This is a genomic window from Streptomyces sp. NPDC093801 (genome assembly GCF_040701585.1).
GTDB lineage: Bacteria > Actinomycetota > Actinomycetes > Streptomycetales > Streptomycetaceae > Streptomyces.
In genome coordinates this window covers 167,575-185,080 of sequence record NZ_JBFBDP010000017.1, presented here as the reverse complement: position 1 = coordinate 185,080, position 17,506 = coordinate 167,575, and the positions used below count along the sequence as shown (strand labels likewise).

Genomic DNA, 17,506 nt, shown 5'->3' with positions numbered 1-17,506 from the left:
AGCCCGCCATGAGCGACGCCCACACGGCGCCCGAGCCGACCGCGCACGAGACGGCCGTCTACACGCACGGCCACCACGAGTCGGTTCTGCGCTCGCACCGCTGGCGCACCGCCGCCAACTCGGCCGCCTACCTGGTCGGGGAGCTGCGGCCGGGCATGCGGGTGCTGGACGTGGGCTGCGGACCGGGCACCATCACCGCGGACCTGGCGGAACTGGTGGCCCCCGGCGGGCGGGTCACGGCCGTCGACGCGGCGCCGGACGTCCTGGCCGCGGCGGCCGCGTACGCGGCCGAGCGGGGGCTGGAGGATGCCGTCGAGTTCGCCGTGGCGGACGTCCACGCGCTGGAGTTCCCGGACGACACCTTCGACGTGGTCCACGCCCACCAGGTGCTGCAGCACGTCGGCGACCCGGTGCAGGCCCTGCGGGAGATGCGGCGGGTGTGCCGGCCGGGCGGGATCGTGGCGGTCCGCGACGCGGACTACGCGGCGATGACCTGGCACCCGGCGACGCCGGGGCTGGACGAGTGGCTGGACCTGTACCGCCGGGTGGCCCGCGCGAACGGCGGTGAACCGGACGCCGGGCGGCGCCTGCTGTCCTGGGCCCGGGCGGCGGGGTTCACGCAGGTGCGGGCGTCGGCGACGGCCTGGTGCTACGCGACCGCGGAGGAGGTGGCGTGGTGGTCCGCGCTGTGGGCGGACCGGACGACGGCCTCCTCGTACGCGGAGGCGGCCGTGGGCGGGAGGCACGCGACGGAGGGCGAGCTGTACGGGGTCGCGTCCGCGTGGCGGGAGTGGGGGACGGCGCCCGACGCGTGGTTCTCGGTGCTGAACGGCGAGCTGCTGTGCCGCGCGTGACCCCGTAGCCCGCGGACCGTTGCCGCTGCGCGGGGCGGGGAGACGCCTCCGTGCAGCGGCCACCGGGCCCGCCCCGCAGGGCCGCGGCCTACACCGGCGGGCGCATCCGGAAGTCGTACGCCGGCGGCAGCGGGGCCTCGGACAGCGTCGACCAGACCTCCGACAGGGTCTCCTCCCCCTCCCTCAGGTCCGCCGTCTCGAAGCCGTCCTCGAACACCCGCCGGGCCGCGCCCACGTGGCCCTCCGCCGCGAGCAGCCGCGCGGCCAGCAGCCGGAAGCGGCCCTGCTCCCGCAGCGCCGGCCGCAGCCGGTCCCAGACCGCCCGCGCCCCGGCCGGCCGGCCCGCCGCCAGCAGGGCGGTCATGGCCTCCCGGCCCAGCGCGGACTCCGCCGCCGCCCAGGCGTCACCGCCGCGGCTCTCCCCCGCCAGGTCCTCGAACGCCTGCGCGTACCGGTCGGCCGCCCGCTCCCGGTCCCCGGCCAGCTCGTCGGCCACCGCCAGGCACCGCAGCAGCGGCCAGCGCGACGGTGCCAGCTTCAGGCCGCGCTCCCAGCTGCGTACGGCCTGGGCCGTGTCGCCCGCGTGCCACTGGGCCACGCCCAGGTGGTACTCGGTCAACGGGTCCGCCGGGGCGGTCTCCAGCATGTCCCGCCAGTGCGGGGCCACGAGGCTCGGCCCCGGCGGGACGACCCTCGGCGGCGACGGGTGGGCGCCGGTGCGCCACAGGGCCAGCCACGGCTCCTGGGCCTCCTCCAGGCTGGACTCCGGGAACGGCGTGCCGGGCAGGGCGAAGCCCCCGCGCAGCACCTCCAGCGCGCCCCAGCCCGACCCCCGCGCCAGCCAGTCCCCCGGCCCGCCGTCCGGATCGGCGTCGGCGCAGCCGTCCCGCCACGCCGCGTGGGCCGCGTCCAGCGTGCCGGGCGGCAGCGCCGCGTCCAGCGCCGTCCCGGCCGCCGCGCGCGCCCGCGCCCAGTCGTCGCCGTGCACCGCGCCCGGCTCCGCCGACAGCGGCCCGTACGCCTCCAGCCAGCTGAACTCCTCGCCCGCGTCCAGCCGTACGTGCTCCAGCTGGGTACGGGCCAGGCCGGCCTGGATCTCCGCGTAGCCCCCGGTGCCGGGCTCCGTGAGCCACTCCTGCCAGCGCCGGCCGCCCGAGCCCGCGCCCCACACGAACAGCTTGCGCCCGCGCAGCAGCCCGGTGGAGGCCTGTGCCAGGCCGTGCCCGTCGGCGTCGAGGGCGGCGATCCAGGGCCGGTCGGCGGCCGCGCGCTCGACCTCGTAGAAGAAGTCGGCGGGGTAGGCGCTGTCCAGCGGGTACGTGCGGTCCGCGTCCTCCCACCGCGGCACGGGGATCCGCCGCAGCGCCCGCTCGTACCCGAAGTGCCAGGCCTCCTCGGCGGGGGCGAGGACCCGAGTGCCGGAGCCCTCCGGGACGGCGGTGTTGGACCACCAGTAGACGGCGGCGGGCCGTTCGTGCGGGTTGCGCACGCGGACCCCGACGTACAGGAAGTCCGAGTCCTCCGGCAGCCACAGGTCCACCTGGAACGGCAGGTCGCGCAGCCGCTCCCACTCCCACAGCCGCACCATCACCCCTCCGTCGGGCGCCGGGACCAGGGCCGCGTGCAAGGGGGCGCAGGACAGGGCGGTGTGGCCGGTCGCGCCGATGTTCCACTCGATACCGCCGGAGAACCAGGCCCCGTTGAGGGCGAAGTTCGCAGGCTGGAACACCGGGTTGCGGTAGAGGAGTTCACGGCCGGTGGGCAGGTGCACGAGGGAGTGGACGCGCCCTCCGAGCCCGGGGAGGACGGTGGCGCGCAGCCGGCCGTTGTCGATGACGACCGCCTCGAACTCCCTTTCCGCTCGCCGCCGTCCGTACCCGTCGCGGATCCGGACGGGCAGCAGGGAGCGCAGCGGCTCGTACCCGATCTGACGGGCCATGTCGCGCGGCAGCCCGGCGCGCGAGCGCTCGTCCAGGTCATGGACCCCGTCGGGGGCGCGCAGGGCGGGCAGCGGGTTGTCGGGGCCCAGGGGGGCGGCGGGGAGGGTCAGTGGGACACGTCGGACGGTGGTGGCCATGGGGGAATGGAACACGCCGCCACGGCCGGTGCACAGGGGTTCCGCACATCACCACCGGTCAGGATTACGCAAAGGCCCCCGCGACCGGGGCCGCGGGGAGGCCGCCCGCACACGCGTCCGGATCCGGCGGGGCGGGGCCGGGGGCGGCGGGCGGCGCGCCGTCAGGCCGCCGGGGCCGTGCGGGCCCAGCGCTCGTGGTCGCGCCAGGCTCCGGCCACGTGGAGGAAGTCCGGGGAGAGGCCCTCCCGCCGGAAGCCGCGGCCGCGGACCAGGGCGACGGACGCGGTGTTGCCCGGCTGGATGTTCGCCTCCAGCCGGTGCAGGCCCAGGCCGCAGTCCGCGAAGGCGTGGGCGAGGACGAGGTCCAGGCCCTCCCCCAGCAGCCCCCGCCCCGCGGCGTGCGCGAAGGCCCCGTACCCCAGGGCCCCGCACTGGAAGGCGCCCCGGACGATGTTGTTGACGTTGACGAAGCCCGCGATGGCCCCTCCGGCGAGCTCGCAGACCAGGAACCCGGCCCGGAGCTCCCCCTCGGCCAGGGCGGCGGCGTAGGGCCCGTACTCCTCCAGCGTGGCCGGCGGGAACAGCCATGGCCGGTGCAGTCGGCGGCTCTCGCGGACCCGGGCGGTGAACTCCGGTCCGTCGGCGGGCCGGAAGGGGCGCAGCCCGACCCGCGGGCCCTCTCTCAGGTACGGGGGCGTGGAAAACGGCATCGCCCCAGGCTACGGCCCGTGGCAGCATGCCCGGTGTGATCACCGACCCGGATCCCCGCGCGCTGCTGAGCGCCGCCGCCCGCAACAACGCCGAGTGGTGCGCCGCGGTTTCCCGCTCCGGCCACTTCCGCGACGGCGTGTGGTGCAGCCCCCGGCGCACTCCGCCGCTGTACCCCGACGCCGTCACCCTCGCCCCCGGGGCCTCGGCCGCCGACGTGCTGGCCGGGGTCGACACCGCGCGCCCCGGCTGCTCGGTCAAGGACAGCTTCGCCTCGCTCGACCTGGCCCCGGCCGGTTTCGCCGTGCTGTTCGAGGCGCAGTGGATCCACCGCCCGGCGGGGGCCGCGGTTCCCGCCGCCCCGGCCGGCGTCCCGCTGGAGTGGGACGAGGTCGAGGGCCCCGGGGAGCTGGAGGCCTGGGAGGCCGCCTGGTCGGACGGTGAGGGCCGGGGGCTCTTCCACCCCGGGCTGCTGCGGGAGGGGATCCTCTTCCTGGCGGGCCGCGCCGGGGGCCGGATCACGGCCGGGGCCGTCCTCAGCACCGGCGGCGGGGCGGTGGGCGTCTCGAACGTGTTCGCCCGGACCGGGGCCGGCGCCGGCGGTGCCTGGGCGGCCGCCCTCGACGCGGCCGCACGCCACTGGCCGGAGCTCCCGGTCGTGGGCTACGAACACGGGGAGGACCTCGACACCGCCGTCCGCGCCGGCTTCACCCCCATCGGCCCGCTGCGCGTCTGGCTGCGGACGCGCTGACGGGACCGCTCCCGGGCCGGCCCGCTCAGGCCCGGTCCCCGTGCAGCTCCAGCCGTGGCACGTCGGGCCGGTCCAGGCCGAAGACCCTGGCGTACAGCGACAGTTCCGCCTCCAGGGCCCGGACCATCGTGTCCGCGCGCCGGAAGCCGTGGCCCTCGCCCTCGAAGGTGAGGTACGCGTGCGGGACCACCGGTGTGCGGGTGCGCAGGGCGGCCAGGAGGCGTTCCGCCTGGGCGGGCGGGCAGACCGGGTCGTCCAGGCCCTGGAGGAGCACGAACGGGGCGGTGATCCGGTCGGCGCGGGAGACCGGCGAGCGTTCGCGGCAGCGCAGTTCCAGGGTCTGCGGCGGGCCGGCCAGGCCGTCGAGGTAGCGCGACTCCAGGTCGTGGGTCTCGGCCGCGAAGCCGCGCAGGTCCAGGACCGGGTAGATGACCGCCGCGCAGGCGTACAGGCCGGTGGCGGCCAGGGAGGCGGCCGCCGTCCAGCCGCCCGCGCTGCCGCCGCGGATGGCGAGCCGGCCGGGGTCGGCGGTGCCCTCGTCGGCCAGGGCCCGGGCGACGGCCGCGCAGTCCTCGACGTCCACCACGCCCCACTGCTCGCGCAGCCGCTCCCGGTAGGCGCGGCCGTAGCCGGTGGAGCCGCCGTAGTTGACCTCGACGACGCCGATGCCCCGCGAGGTGAAGTAGGCGATGTGCAGGTCCAGTACGGGCGGCACGTGGTCGGTGGGCCCGCCGTGCGCCCACACCACGTACGGGGGCAGCTCCTCGGCGGGCGCCCGCAGGGCGGGGTGGTGGGGCGGGTAGACGTGGGCGTGGATCTCGCGGCCGCCGGGGCCGGGGAAGGTCCGGCTCTGCGGCTCGGGGTAGTACGACGGGTCCACGGGGTCCTCGGCCCGGGCGCCGACCACCCGGGCGCGTCCGGTGGCCGTGTCCAGTTCGACGACCTCGTAGGCGCTGCGCGGGCTGGCGGCGACCCCGTAGACGCGGCTGCCGCTGACGGCGAGGCCCGGCTGCCAGGCCGTCCAGGGGCCGGCGGCGTCCACCAGGTCCCCGCTGTCGGGGTCCAGGACGCCCAGGACGCAGGAGCCCCGGCCGTGCAGGACGGCCAGCGGGCCTCCCCCGGAGCCTTCGGCCTGGGCGGGGGTCCCCCCGGCGGCGGCCGGGGGAGCGCCCCCGGGCAGCGGCGCCATCCAGGTCAGCCCCGGCTTCCACAGGGGGCCGCCGAACTCCTCCTCGCGGGGGCACAGGTTGACGGCCCCGCCGCCGTCCGCGTCCACCCGGTACGGGTTCCACCAGCCGCTGCGGTCGCTCACCGCGAGCAGGCTCCCGTCCGCCGCCCACGCCACCTGGGCCACGGCCTCGTCCGGCCCGCCGAGCACCGTGCGGGGCGTGCCGAGGGTCCCGTCGGGTCGGACGTCGGCGAGCTGGAGCTCCGTGCCGTCCCAGGGCATCCGGGGGTGGTCCCACACCAGCCAGGCGGCGCTGCGCCCGTCGGGGGAGGGCTTCGGCCCGGTGCGGAAGCGGTGCCGGTCGTCGGTGAGCTCCCGTACGGCGGCCCGGTCGCCGGCGGCGGAGCCGTCCAGCGGGACGGCGGCCGCGACGCGCCGCACGTCGCCCGGGGCGGGGCCGGTGAACTCCTCCAGCACGCACCAGACTTCGCCGGCTCGCAGCACCGGGTCGGCCCAGCGCAGCCCGCCGCCGGTCGGCGAGACGGGGGTGAGCGGGCGGGGCGGGGGCGCGCCGGGGGCGTCGGGCTCGTAGGCGTACAGCCGCTGGTCGGCGTGGTGGACGAACACCACCAGCGGCCCGCCGTCGGCCCGTTCCGCGCCCGCCCAGGGCAGGCCGCCGTACTCGGTGAGCCGGCTGCGCACGTTCCAGGGGGCGGGCAGCACCGGCCGGGCGGGGCCGCCGTCGGCGGGCCGGCGGACCAGGGTGCGGCGCCCGCCCTCCTCGGGGCGGGGTTCGGTCCACCAGACCTCGGGGCCGATGGTGCCGACGTACTCGGGCCGTCCGTCGTGGGCGGCCGCGTGTGCGGCGGCGAGCGGGGAGGGCCAGCTGCCGTAGGGGGCGCAGGCGGCGGCCGCCGCCATCACCGGGCCCCCATCACAGGTTCCGCAGCGCGCGGTCCAGGACGCGGACGCCGAAGTGCAGGGCGTCGACGGGGACCCGTTCGTCCACGCCGTGGAAGAGGGACCAGTAGTCGAAGCCGGGCGGAAGCCTGAGCGGGGAGTAGCCGTAGCCGGTGATGCCCAGGCGGGAGAACTGCTTGGCGTCGGTGCCGCCCGCCATGCAGAAGGGCACGGCGCGCCCCTCGGGGTCGAAGTGCTCGACGGCCTCGCGCAGGACCGCGTACGTCGGCCCGTCCACCGGGGCTTCGAGGGCGACCTCCCGGTGGTGGTACTCCCAGTCCACGTCGGGGCCGGTGAGCTCGTCGAGGACGGCGGCGAACTCGGCCTCGCCGCCGGGCAGGGTGCGTCCGTCGACGTACGCGGTGGCGTGTCCGGGGACCACGTTGAGCTTGTAGCCGGCGCTGAGCATGGTCGGGTTGGCGCTGTTGCGCAGGGTGGCCTCGACGAGGGCGGCGGTCGGGCCGAGGGCGTCGAGGACGGCGTCGAGGTCGAAGCCGGGGGCGCGGGGGTCGCCGGACAGGCCCTGGAGGGCGGCGAGTTCGCCGATACAGGCGGCGACGGTGCCGGTGAGGCGGACCGGCCACTCGTGGGCGCCGATGCGGGCGACGGCGGCGGCGAGCCGGGTGACGGCGTTGGCCCGGTTGGGTTTGGAGCCGTGCCCGGTGCGGCCGTGCGCGGTCAGTTTCAGCCAGGCGGTGCCGCGTTCGCCGGCGGCGATGGGGTAGAGGGGCCGTCCGGCCCCCGTGTGCAGGGTGAAGGCGCCGGACTCGCTCAGGCCCTCCGTACAGCCCTCGAAGAGGTGCGGGTGGCGGTCGGCGAGGTAGCCGGAGCCGTCGACGGCGCTGTCCTCCTCGTCGGCGGTGAACGCGATGACGACGTCACGGCGCGGCCGGGTGCCGGTGCGCGCCCAGGCCCGTACGACGGCCAGCACCATCGCGTCCATGTTCTTCATGTCGACGGCCCCGCGGCCCCAGACCACCCCGTCGCGGACCTCGCCGGAGAAGGGGTCCGCGCTCCAGTCGGCGGCCTCGGCGGGGACCACGTCGAGGTGGCCGTGGACGAGGAGGGCGGGCGCGGAGGGATCGGTGCCCTCCAGGCGGGCCACCACGTTGGTGCGGCCGGGAGTGCGCTCCAGGAGGACGGGGTGCAGGCCCGCGGCGGCGAGGCGTTCGGCGGCGTACTCGGCGGCGGGGCGTTCCCGGCAGTCGCCGCCGCCCCGGTTGCTCGTGTCGATGCGGATGAGCCCGGAGGTGAACTCGACCACCTCGTCGAAGGCGGCCGCGTCGAGCGCCGCCCCGACCGGGGCCGGGGCCCCGCCGAGGACCGCCGCGCGGTCGGCGGGGATCCCGTCGGGGCCGGCCGCGCGCAGGGCCGTCGCGCCGGGGGCCGTGCCGTGGGGTCCCGCCGTGCCGGGGCCGCAGTCCACCCGTTCCATGTCAGCCATACTGCTCCTCCAGAGCCGCCGAGACGACCGTGGTGACCGCTTTGAAGGTGCGGATCGCCTCGTACATGGTCCCGCTGGTGTAGGCGATCCTGCGCTCGCCGGTCCGTTCGACGCCCGGGACGACGGTGGCTGCCATCGACAGGTGCTCGGCGTCGAACTCCACTTCCATCGTGTGCGGCCCGCCGCGCACCGGCTCGTGCCGGACGGCGAGCTTCACCGCCTCGGTGGCCGCCGCGCGGATGTCGGCGGCGGTACGGGCCGGGGTGCGGCAGACGGCCGCGTAGCGCGAGACGTGGTCCTTGACGGCGACGGTGCGCGCGTCCGGGGCGTAGCCGGCGGCGTCGGCGCAGGTCAGGTCGTCGCCTGTGACGAGGATGACGGGGACCCCGTACTCGGCGACGACATGGGCGTTGAGCACGCCCTCGCTGGCGCGGAGGCCGTCGAGCCAGACGCCGGTGAGGGAGTTGGCGAGGTAGGTGTGGGCGAGGACGCCCTCGGCGCCGGCGCCGGTGTGGTAGCCGACGAAGGCGACGCCGTCCACGTCCCCGTGCTGGACGCCCTCGACCATGGAGAGGGACTTGTGCCGGCCGGTGATCATCTCGGCGCGGGCGTCGAGCTTCTCCAGCAGCAGGTTGCGCATGGTCCAGTGGGCCTCGTTGATGAGGACCCGGTCGGCGCCGCCGTCGTGGAAGCCGAGTACGGCGGCGTTCACGTCGGAGGTGAACATGCCCCGGCAGCGCTCCCATTGAGGGGTTCCGGGGAGCACGTCGGCGGGCCAGGTGACGCCGGTGGCGCCTTCCATGTCGGCGGAGATGAGGATCTTCATCGGGCCCCCGGTGGGTCGCTTCGACAGGGGCCCCACCCTAGCGGCCCGGCCGCGCACCCGCCCCGGGGCCACGCCCGGACCGTGCGGGCGCGGGCTGCGGGCCCGGCGCGCGTGCGGCCGGGGCGCCGGGTACGTCCCCCGCGGGTGCGGGAATTCCACCCGAACCGGTGAGCCGGCCGCGGGGAGCCGTCCTGACGGCGGCCGGCGGCGGCGGTCAGGCCTCGACTTCCCGGGCCAGGTTGTCGAGGACGGTGTCGTAGATGCGGCCGAGGCCCTTGGGCGCGAAGGTGCGCTCGAAGAAGCCGCCGATGCCGCCCGCGCCGTTCCAGACGGTGCTGACGACGGCCTTGGACTTGCCCTCGCCGGCCGGGGTCACGGTCCAGGTGGTGACCATGGAGGAGTTGCGGTCCTTCTCCACGAGCTGGCCGTCCGTGGGCTCGGTGACCTCCAGCAGGCAGTCCCGGACGCGCTTGCTGGTGGCCTGGAGCTTCCAGTGGACCAGGGTGCCCTCGCCGTCGCCGCCCTCGCGCACCTCGTACTCGCTGAAGTGCTCGGGGAGCAGCTTGCCCCGGGTGCCGGTGTAGTCCGCCAGCGCGTCGAAGACGGTCTCCGCGTCGGCCCCGATGATGCGCTCCGTGGTGGCCTCGACCTGCGCCATAGCTGTTCCTCCAGCAGTTGTGTCCGTTCTTCGCGGCAAGCCAACCACCTCGGGGGCGGCCGCCCAAATCCGGGGTGCGGGCGCCGGCACGGGCCGGCGGGCGGCCCGGGTGGCCGGGCGGCCCCCGCGTGACACCCGCGGTACTCCATCTGCGGCTCCGGGCGGGGCGGGGCGCGGCCGCGCCGGGCCGCCGCCGGCCCCGGCCGCACCGATCCGTTCGGGCTCCCCCGCGGCCCCGGACGCCCGGCCCGTGACCCGGACGCCGCCCGAGGGGTCATCACATCGGGCCAATGGGCAGCCCGATTCCCGTATTCCGGGCGCGGTTTCCGGGACGATTCGGCCCAGACCCCTCGGCTGGGAGGCCCCATGCTCCACCCCGTACCGCACCCCGCGAAGCAGCGCGGCCCCGCGAAGAGGCGCGCCGCCCTGCTGCTGGCGATCTCCACGGTCGCCGCCGGACTCGCGAGCCCCGTCACCGCCGCCCCGGCTCCGGCGCCGGCCCCGGCCGCCGCCGGCCTGCGCTGGACCGGCTGCGCGACCCCCCGCTACCCGACGCTGCAGTGCGCCTCCCTCAGGGTCCCCCTCGACCACGAGCGGCCCGCCGGGCGGCAGATCTCCCTGGCCCTGACCCGGGTCCCGCACACCGCCTCCGCCTCCCAGGGCCCGCTGCTGGTCAACCCCGGCGGTCCGGGCGGCAGCGGCCGCGCCCTGGCCGGGTTCGTCGCCTCGGCCCTGCCCAAGGACGTGGCGGCCCAGTACGACGTGATCGGCTTCGACCCGCGGGGCGTGGGCAAGAGCGAACCCGCCCTGGACTGCGGGGCGGGCCACTTCAAGCCCGTGCGGCCGGACTCCGTGCCGCTGGACGCGGCGACCGAGCAGGCGAACCTGGAGCGGGTGCGGTCCTTCGCCGAGTCCTGCCAGGCGAAGCACGCGGACGTGCTCCCGTACATCGGCACCGTCTCGGCCGCCCGCGACCTGGAGGTGCTGCGCACCGCCCTGGGCGCGCCGAAGGTCAGCTACTTCGGCTACTCCTACGGCACCTACCTGGGCGCGGTGTACGCCAAGCTGTACCCGGGGCGGGTGCACCGGCTGGTGCTGGACTCCGTGGTCGACCCGGGCGGGGTCTGGTACGAGGACAACCTGGCCCAGGACCAGGCCTTCGACGCCCGCCACAAGGCGTTCCTGGCCTGGGTGGCCCAGTACGACTCCACCTACCACCTGGGCGGCGACCCGGCCGGCGTCGAGCGGCGCTGGTACGAGATGCGCGAGGCCCTGCGCGGGGCGCCCGCCGGCGGGAAGGTGGGGCCGGCCGAGCTGGAGGACACGTACATGCCGGGCGGCTACTACAACGGCTACTGGCCGCACCTGGCCGAGGCCTTCGCGGCGTACGCGGTGAAGCAGGACCCCAAACCCCTGGTGGCGGCGTACGAGCGGTTCGGGGCGGTGGAGCCGTCGGCGGGCAACTCCTACAGCGTGTACACGGCGGTGCAGTGCCGGGACTCGGCATGGCCGAAGGACTGGAACCGGTGGCGGGCGGACATGTGGCGCACCCACGCGAAGGCGCCCTTCATGACCTGGAACAACGCCTGGTACAACGCGCCGTGCGCGTTCTGGCCGACGGAGCCGCTGCGGGCCCCTGACGTGACGAACACGGAGCTGCCCGGGGCGCTGCTGTTCCAGGCGACGGAGGATGCGGCGACCCCGTACGAGGGCGCGGTGACCATGCGGCACCGGCTGGCGGGCTCGGCGCTGGTGGTGGAGGAGGGCGGGGGCAACCACGGCATCGCGCTGAGCGGCAACAAGTGCCTCGACGAGAAGCTCGCCGGCTATCTGAGGACGGGTCAGGCGTCCGACGCCACCTGCCCGGCGCAACCCGCCCCGAAGCCGACGACGGCGACGCGCGCGGTCCCGGCCTCGGCGGGCGGCGCGGCCCTGCACGGACTGCTGGGCTTCCGCGGCTGAGCCCGGGCGGGCAGGATCGCCCCATGACCACACCTCCTCCTTCCTCCACCGCGCACGGCGGCGGCCGCCACCTCACCCGGATCGCCGCGCCGGAGGGCGTCGCCCCGGGCACCGGGTACAGCCACGTCGTCTGGGGCACCGGGCGGTTCGTGGCCGTCTCGGGGCAGTGCGCCCTCGACGAGAAGGGGGAGGTGGTGGGCGAGGGCGATCCCGCCGCCCAGGCCCGCCAGGTGTTCGAGAACCTGCGCCGGTGCCTGGCGGCGGCGGGCGCGGGCTTCGAGGACGTGGTGAAGCTGACGTACTTCGTCACGGACGTGGCCCACCTCCCGGCGGTGCGGGCGGCCCGCGACGAGGCCATCGCCCCGCACCTGCTGCCGGCCTCCTCGGCCGTGCAGGTCGCGGCCCTCTTCCGCCCGGAGCTGCTCCTGGAGGTCGAGGCCTTCGCGATCGTCCCGGCGGCCTGCTGAGGGCCCCGCGCGTCCCGGGTGCCCCGGGGTCCGGGCTCAGGCGTCCGGGTGCCGGGTCCGGAGTCGGTTCAGGGCGTCCGTGGCCGCCAGGGCGAGGCGGGGGTGGGCCTGGGCGCGGACCAGGACGTCGCGGGCGCGGGCGTCGGCCAGGACGCCCAGCCCCTCCACGCAGGCCAGGGCGATCCGCCAGTACGGGTCGTGCGGGGCCAGGAGCCGCGACAGGGTCGAGATCAGGGCCGGGGCCGACTCGGGCGCCCGCAGCGCGGCCAGCAGCCGGACCGGGTGCAGGGCGTAGGCGGTGCGCAGGGTGTTGGTGGCGAGCGCCGCGGCGGCGCGGGCGGTGCGCGGGTCGCCGAGCACGCCGAGCGCCTGCGCGGCGGCCTCGCAGCGCGCGGGGTCGCGGTGGTTGAGCAGCAGGACCAGGGGTTCGAAGGCCCGCCGGTCCCGCGCCATGCCCAGCCGGTACGCCGCCAGTTCGCGGGCCCACAGGGGCTGCCCGGCCGATGTCAGCGAGGCGGCCAGCCCGTCGGGGCCGGCCGCCAGCAGCGCCTCGTACGCGGGCGACCCGTCCGCCTCCGCCCGCAGGCGCTCCAGTACCTCGTTCACGCGGCCACCCTAGGGCTCCGCGGGCCGCGCCGCGCCGGGTTCGGGGCAGTTCCGCCCACCCGCCTGATCGATCATCGATGATCGGTACATTTGGGCGGTACAGCTCACATCTCCGCGCTCTGGCGCGCCAGTTACTGCGGGGTTAATGTCGTTCCCACACGCACGGGACCGGCCTGGTGACGCAGCCGCCCCGTGCCAGTCGGTTCACGCACCACCCGTACGCACGGCAGGACCCCGGGACAGGGTCGCGCCGTCCAGGTCCGCAGCGCCCGTTCTCCCGGGCGCGGGCACGCCGGGCCCGTCCGTACGGCCCGCTCGTACGGCCCTCCACGCACCGCGTCGACGCACGGCTCCGCGCACGGCGTCCCGCACCGCGTTCCCGCACGCTCCCGCACCGCTCCGCCGTACGGCACCTCCGCGCGCACCGTGCGCCGCGCGCTTCCCAGTCGTCACCCTCATTCCACTGGAGTCCCGCGATGGACCTTCCGTCCACGTCCAGTCCCTCCTCCCTCCGCACGATCGCCGTCGTCGGCCTCGGCACCATGGGCACCGGCATCGCCGAGGTCCTCGCCCGGACCGGCCGCGAGGTCGTCGGCATCGACGTCAGCGAGGCGGCCGCCCGCCGGGCCGTCGGGGCCCTCGCGGCCGCCACGGCGCGCTCGGTGGCCAAGCGGAAGCTCACCGAAGAGGAGCGCGAGGAGGTCCTCGCCCGCTTCCGCACCTCCACCGAGCTCTCCGCCGCCGCCGACGCCGACCTGGTCATCGAGGTGGTCCCGGAGGACTACGACCTCAAGCACCGGGTGTTCGGGGAGCTGGACGCGATCGTCCGCCCCGACACCGTGCTGGCCACCGGCACCAACGCCCTGTCGGTGACCCGGCTCGCCGCCGAGTCCCTGCGCCCCGAGCGCGTCCTGGGCCTGCACTTCTTCAACCCGGCCCCGGCGATGAAGCTCGTCGAGATCGTCTCCAGCGTCCTGACCTCGCCGCCGGCCGTCGAGGCGGTCACCGCCCTGGCCCGGGAGCTCGGCAAGGAGCCCGTCGCGGTCGGCGACCGGCCCGGCTTCGTCGCCGACGGCCTGCTCTTCGGCTACCTCAACCAGGCCGCCGCGATGTACGAGGCCAAGTACGCCTCCCGCGAGGACATCGACGCGGCGATGAAGCTGGGCTGCGGCCTGCCGATGGGCCCGCTCGCCCTGCTCGACCTGGTCGGCGTGGACACCGCGCGCACGGTGCTGGAGGCCATGTACGCCTCCTCCGGCGACCGCCTGCACGCTCCGGCCCCGATCCTGGGCCACCTCGTGGAGGCCGGCCTGACCGGGCAGAAGGCCGGCCGCGGCTTCTACACGTACGAGGCCCCGGGCAGCTCCGTGGTGGTCCGCGACCTCCAGACGCCGCTCGACGGGTCCCTGCTGGGCGCGGGCCGCCCGGTGCACTCCGTCGGCGTGGCCGGTTCCGGGACCATGGCGAGCGGTATCGCCCAGGTCTTCGCGCAGGCCGGCTACCCGGTGGTGCTGGCCGCCCGCAGCCAGGAGAAGGCCGAGGCCGCGAAGGCCGCGATCGGGAAGTCCCTGGACCGTGCGGTGTCCAGGGGCCGCCTGAGCGAGGAGGCCGCCGCGCAGACCCTCGCCCTGGTCACCCCGGCCGGCTCGCTGGAGGCCTTCGCCGAGGTGGACCTGGCCGTGGAGGCCGTCGCCGAGGACCTCGAGGTCAAGCAGCAGCTCTTCGCCGGCCTGGACAAGGTCTGCAAGCCGGGTGCGGTGCTGGCCACCACGACCTCCTCGCTGCCGGTGATCGCCGTGGCGCGGGCGACCGAGCGGCCGCAGGACGTGATCGGCATGCACTTCTTCAACCCGGCGCCGGCCATGAAGCTGGTCGAGGTGGTCCGGACCGTGCTGACGGCCGACGACGTGCACGCCACCGTCCGCGAGGTCTGCGGGAAGGTCCGCAAGCACGCGGTGGACTGCGGGGACCGGGCGGGGTTCATCGTGAACGCGCTGCTGTTCCCGTACCTGAACAACGCGGTCAAGATGGTCGAGCAGCACTACGCCAGCCTCGACGACATCGACGCCGCGATGAAGCTGGGCGGCGGCTACCCGATGGGGCCCTTCGAGCTCCTCGACGTGGTCGGCCTGGACGTGTCCCTGGCCATCGAGAAGGTGCTCCACCGGGAGTTCCGCGACCCGGGCCTGGCCCCGTCCCCGCTGCTGGAGCACCTGGTCGCGGCGGGCTGCCTGGGCCGGAAGACCGGCCGCGGTTTCCGTGAGTACGCCCGCCGGTAACCCGACGGGCCCTGAGCAGGATGCGTGGGGAGGGCTGCTCGGGTCCGCCGGACCCTCACGGCGGACACACCCTCCCGAGCCCAGTGCGGGCCCTCCCCCGCATCCACCCCCCTCCGACCCCCCTCCGGCGCGCGCGCCCGCGCGGATGAAGTACTTTCGCTCTATGTCCCAGCCCGCCAAGACCTCGTCCCGTTCCGCCTCGGCCTCCGACGCCCCGGAGGGGACGGCGGGCACCCGGGCGGCAGCCCAGCGCCTGAAGATGCGCCGCGAGCTCGCCGCGGCGGCCATGGAGCTGTTCGCGACGAAGGGGTACGAGGCCACGACGGTCGACGAGATCGCCGCGGCGGCCGGGGTGGCGCGCCGGACCTTCTTCCGGCACTTCCGCTCCAAGGAAGAGGCGATCTTCCCGGACCACGACGACACCCTGACCCGCGCCGAGGCGGTCCTGGACGTGGCCCCGGCGCACGAGCACCCGCTCGACACGGTGTGCCGGGGGATCAAGGAAGTCATGAAGATGTACGCCGCCTCGCCGGCGGTCTCGGTGGAGCGCTACCGGCTCACCCGCGAGGTGCCGGCGCTGCGGGAGCGGGAGATCGCCTCGGTGGCCCGCTACGAGCGGCTGTTCACCCGCTACCTGCTGGCCCACTTCGACGAGACCGACCACCACGACGGCAACGACGACCCGCTGCTGGCGGAGGTGGCCGCCTCGGCGGTGGTGACCGCCCACAACCACGTGCTGCGGCGCTGGCTGCGGGCCGGCGGGCAGGGCGACGTGGAGGCGGAGCTGGACCACGCCTTCGCGATCGTCCGCAGGACCTTCGGCTCCGGGATCGGGGCCGGCCGCACCGCGGGCAGCGGGGCGGCCCCGCAGGCGGCGGTGCGCACCGAGGGCGAGGTGCTCGTCGCGGTGGCCCGGACCGACGCCCCGCTCGACGAAGTCATGCGGACCATCGAAGAAGCGCTCAAGAACAAGTAGGCCGACCTCCTCGGCATCGAAAAGCGACCCTCGTCACAGCGGCCGCTCCCGTTCAGGGAGCGGCCGCTCTCGTTTGTCCAAGTTGCCCCTACTCGCGGGTAACTCTGATCGATCATCGCTCATCTGTGCAGGTCAATGGGCAAATGAGAGAAAGTTTTGGCACGCAGTGCCTTGCCGAGTGACACGGGGTGCCATACGTTGAATGCGTCCGGACGTCCCCGCGGTCCACGCCCACTCGGCACGGAACGCGCCCCGGATGCCTGCGTCACCAGGCCCCCGCCCGCCCCACCACAGGCGCGGCCGCACCACCCAGCTCCGCCGGACCGACGGCACCCGCAGCACCCAGCCACACGCTCCCACGCACGCAACGCGTACCCCTCAGCGCACCCTCGACCAGCGCTCAGCCGGAGGCAACACCGTGAAGGACATCCTGGACGCGATTCAGTCGCAGTCCGCCACCGCCGCAGACTTCGCGGCGCTGCCGCTGCCCGACTCGTACCGCGCGATCACCGTGCACAAGGACGAGGCCCAGATGTTCGAGGGTCTCGCCAGCCGCGACAAGGACCCGCGCCAGTCCCTGCACCTGGACCAGGTCCCGGTGCCGGAGCTCGGCCCGGGCGAGGCCCTGGTCGCCGTCATGGCCTCCTCGGTCAACTACAACTCCGTGTGGACCTCGATCTTCGAACCGGTCTCCACCTTCGGCTTCCTGGAGCGCTACGGCCGCCTCTCGGAGCTCACCAAGCGCCACGACCTCCCGTACCACGTCATCGGCTCCGACCTCGCGGGCGTCGTGCTGCGCACCGGCCCCGGCGTCAACTCCTGGAAGCCCGGCGACGAGGTCGTCGCGCACTGCCTGTCGGTCGAGCTGGAGTCCTCCGACGGCCACAACGACACGATGCTCGACCCCGAGCAGCGCATCTGGGGCTTCGAGACCAACTTCGGCGGCCTGGCGGAGATCGCCCTCGTCAAGTCCAACCAGCTGATGCCCAAGCCGGGCCACCTCAGCTGGGAGGAGGCCGCCTCCCCCGGCCTGGTCAACTCCACCGCCTACCGCCAGCTGGTCTCCAACAACGGCGCCGGCATGAAGCAGGGCGACAACGTCCTGATCTGGGGCGCCAGCGGCGGCCTCGGCTCCTACGCCACCCAGTTCGCCCTGGCCGGCGGCGCCAACCCGATCTGCGTCGTCTCCTCCCCCGAGAAGGCCGACATCTGCCGGTCCATGGGCGCCGAGGCGGTCATCGACCGCAACGCAGAGGGCTACAGGTTCTGGAAGGACGAGCACACCCAGGACCCCAAGGAGTGGAAGCGCTTCGGCTCGAAGATCCGCGAGCTGACCGGCGGCGAGGACATCGACATCGTCTTCGAGCACCCCGGCCGCGAGACCTTCGGCGCCTCCGTCTACGTCACCCGCAAGGGCGGCACCATCACCACCTGCGCCTCGACCTCCGGCTACATGCACCAGTACGACAACCGCTACCTGTGGATGTCCCTGAAGCGCATCATCGGCTCGCACTTCGCCAACTACCGCGAGGCGTGGGAGGCCAACCGCCTGATCGCCAAGGGCAAGATCCACCCCACCCTCTCGAAGGTCTACTCCCTGGAGCAGACCGGCCAGGCCGCCTACGACGTCCACCGCAACCTCCACCAGGGCAAGGTCGGCGTCCTCGCGCTCGCCCCCGAGGAGGGCCTGGGCGTCCGCGACCACGAGATGCGCGCCCAGCACCTCGACGCCATCAACCGCTTCCGCAACATCTGAGACGCCCAAGGGCC

Annotated in this window: 14 protein-coding genes; 7 read left to right on the top strand and 7 right to left on the bottom strand. The window is 75.4% G+C overall.

Features of this window, described 5'->3' with window-relative positions; translation table 11 throughout:
* The first annotated feature begins 8 nt into the window (after positions 1-8).
* A complete protein-coding gene (locus AB0469_RS21375; RefSeq protein ID WP_366452991.1) occupies positions 9-854 on the top strand; it encodes a methyltransferase domain-containing protein in 846 nt (281 codons plus the stop codon).
* Between the two features lie 88 nt (positions 855-942).
* On the opposite strand, the gene AB0469_RS21370 is transcribed toward AB0469_RS21375, so the two are convergent.
* Together AB0469_RS21370 and AB0469_RS21365 are read right to left on the bottom strand one after the other, a co-directional pair.
* Positions 943-2,931 (bottom strand): DUF5107 domain-containing protein, encoded by a 1,989-nt coding sequence (locus AB0469_RS21370; protein ID WP_366452990.1) that lies wholly within the window; start codon positions 2,929-2,931, stop codon positions 943-945.
* A gap of 161 nt (positions 2,932-3,092) precedes the next feature.
* The gene (locus tag AB0469_RS21365) at positions 3,093-3,641 is read right to left on the bottom strand and encodes a GNAT family N-acetyltransferase (RefSeq protein WP_366452989.1); all 549 of its coding nucleotides are present in this window, start codon (positions 3,639-3,641) and stop codon (positions 3,093-3,095) included.
* Between the two features lie 26 nt (positions 3,642-3,667).
* On the opposite strand from AB0469_RS21365, the gene AB0469_RS21360 reads away from it, so the two are divergent.
* Entirely contained in the window at positions 3,668-4,390 is a 723-nt protein-coding gene (locus AB0469_RS21360; RefSeq protein WP_366452988.1) for a hypothetical protein, read from the top strand.
* 25 nt (positions 4,391-4,415) lie between these two features.
* Here the strand turns inward: AB0469_RS21360 and AB0469_RS21355 are convergent, their stop codons facing one another.
* The 4 genes from AB0469_RS21355 to AB0469_RS21340 form a co-directional block, all read right to left on the bottom strand.
* Positions 4,416-6,479: a prolyl oligopeptidase family serine peptidase gene (locus AB0469_RS21355; protein WP_366452987.1), complete on the bottom strand. Its 2,064-nt coding sequence runs from the start codon at positions 6,477-6,479 to the stop codon at positions 4,416-4,418.
* 13 nt (positions 6,480-6,492) lie between these two features.
* Positions 6,493-7,962 (bottom strand): M20/M25/M40 family metallo-hydrolase, encoded by a 1,470-nt coding sequence (locus AB0469_RS21350; RefSeq protein WP_366452986.1) that lies wholly within the window; start codon positions 7,960-7,962, stop codon positions 6,493-6,495.
* Complete coding sequence (locus tag AB0469_RS21345; RefSeq protein ID WP_366452985.1) at positions 7,955-8,788, bottom strand: M55 family metallopeptidase; 834 nt, start codon at positions 8,786-8,788, stop codon at positions 7,955-7,957. Before AB0469_RS21345 ends, AB0469_RS21350 begins: the two co-directional genes overlap by 8 nt.
* Before the next feature lie 214 nt (positions 8,789-9,002).
* Positions 9,003-9,446 carry an SRPBCC family protein gene (locus AB0469_RS21340; RefSeq protein WP_042813038.1) on the bottom strand — a complete coding sequence of 148 codons (444 nt, stop codon included), beginning with the start codon at positions 9,444-9,446 and terminating at the stop codon, positions 9,003-9,005.
* 366 nt (positions 9,447-9,812) lie between these two features.
* Between AB0469_RS21340 and AB0469_RS21335 the strand changes: the two genes are divergently transcribed.
* Positions 9,813-11,408 (top strand): alpha/beta hydrolase, encoded by a 1,596-nt coding sequence (locus tag AB0469_RS21335; protein WP_366452984.1) that lies wholly within the window; start codon positions 9,813-9,815, stop codon positions 11,406-11,408.
* A 23-nt stretch (positions 11,409-11,431) separates the two neighbouring features.
* Complete coding sequence (locus AB0469_RS21330) at positions 11,432-11,875, top strand: RidA family protein (protein ID WP_366452983.1); 444 nt, start codon at positions 11,432-11,434, stop codon at positions 11,873-11,875.
* Between the two features lie 36 nt (positions 11,876-11,911).
* Here the strand turns inward: AB0469_RS21330 and AB0469_RS21325 are convergent, their stop codons facing one another.
* Positions 11,912-12,481: an adenylosuccinate lyase gene (locus AB0469_RS21325; RefSeq protein WP_366452982.1), complete on the bottom strand. Its 570-nt coding sequence runs from the start codon at positions 12,479-12,481 to the stop codon at positions 11,912-11,914.
* 476 nt (positions 12,482-12,957) lie between these two features.
* On the opposite strand from AB0469_RS21325, the gene AB0469_RS21320 reads away from it, so the two are divergent.
* The 3 genes from AB0469_RS21320 (at position 12,958) to ccrA (ending at position 17,492) form a co-directional block, all read left to right on the top strand.
* Positions 12,958-14,760 carry a 3-hydroxybutyryl-CoA dehydrogenase gene (locus AB0469_RS21320; protein WP_366452981.1) on the top strand — a complete coding sequence of 601 codons (1,803 nt, stop codon included), beginning with the start codon at positions 12,958-12,960 and terminating at the stop codon, positions 14,758-14,760.
* A 163-nt stretch (positions 14,761-14,923) separates the two neighbouring features.
* Positions 14,924-15,736 (top strand): TetR family transcriptional regulator, encoded by an 813-nt coding sequence (locus AB0469_RS21315; RefSeq protein WP_366452980.1) that lies wholly within the window; start codon positions 14,924-14,926, stop codon positions 15,734-15,736.
* 418 nt (positions 15,737-16,154) lie between these two features.
* Positions 16,155-17,492 carry a crotonyl-CoA carboxylase/reductase gene (ccrA, locus tag AB0469_RS21310; RefSeq protein WP_366452979.1) on the top strand — a complete coding sequence of 446 codons (1,338 nt, stop codon included), beginning with the start codon at positions 16,155-16,157 and terminating at the stop codon, positions 17,490-17,492.
* The last annotated feature ends 14 nt before the right edge of the window (positions 17,493-17,506 follow it).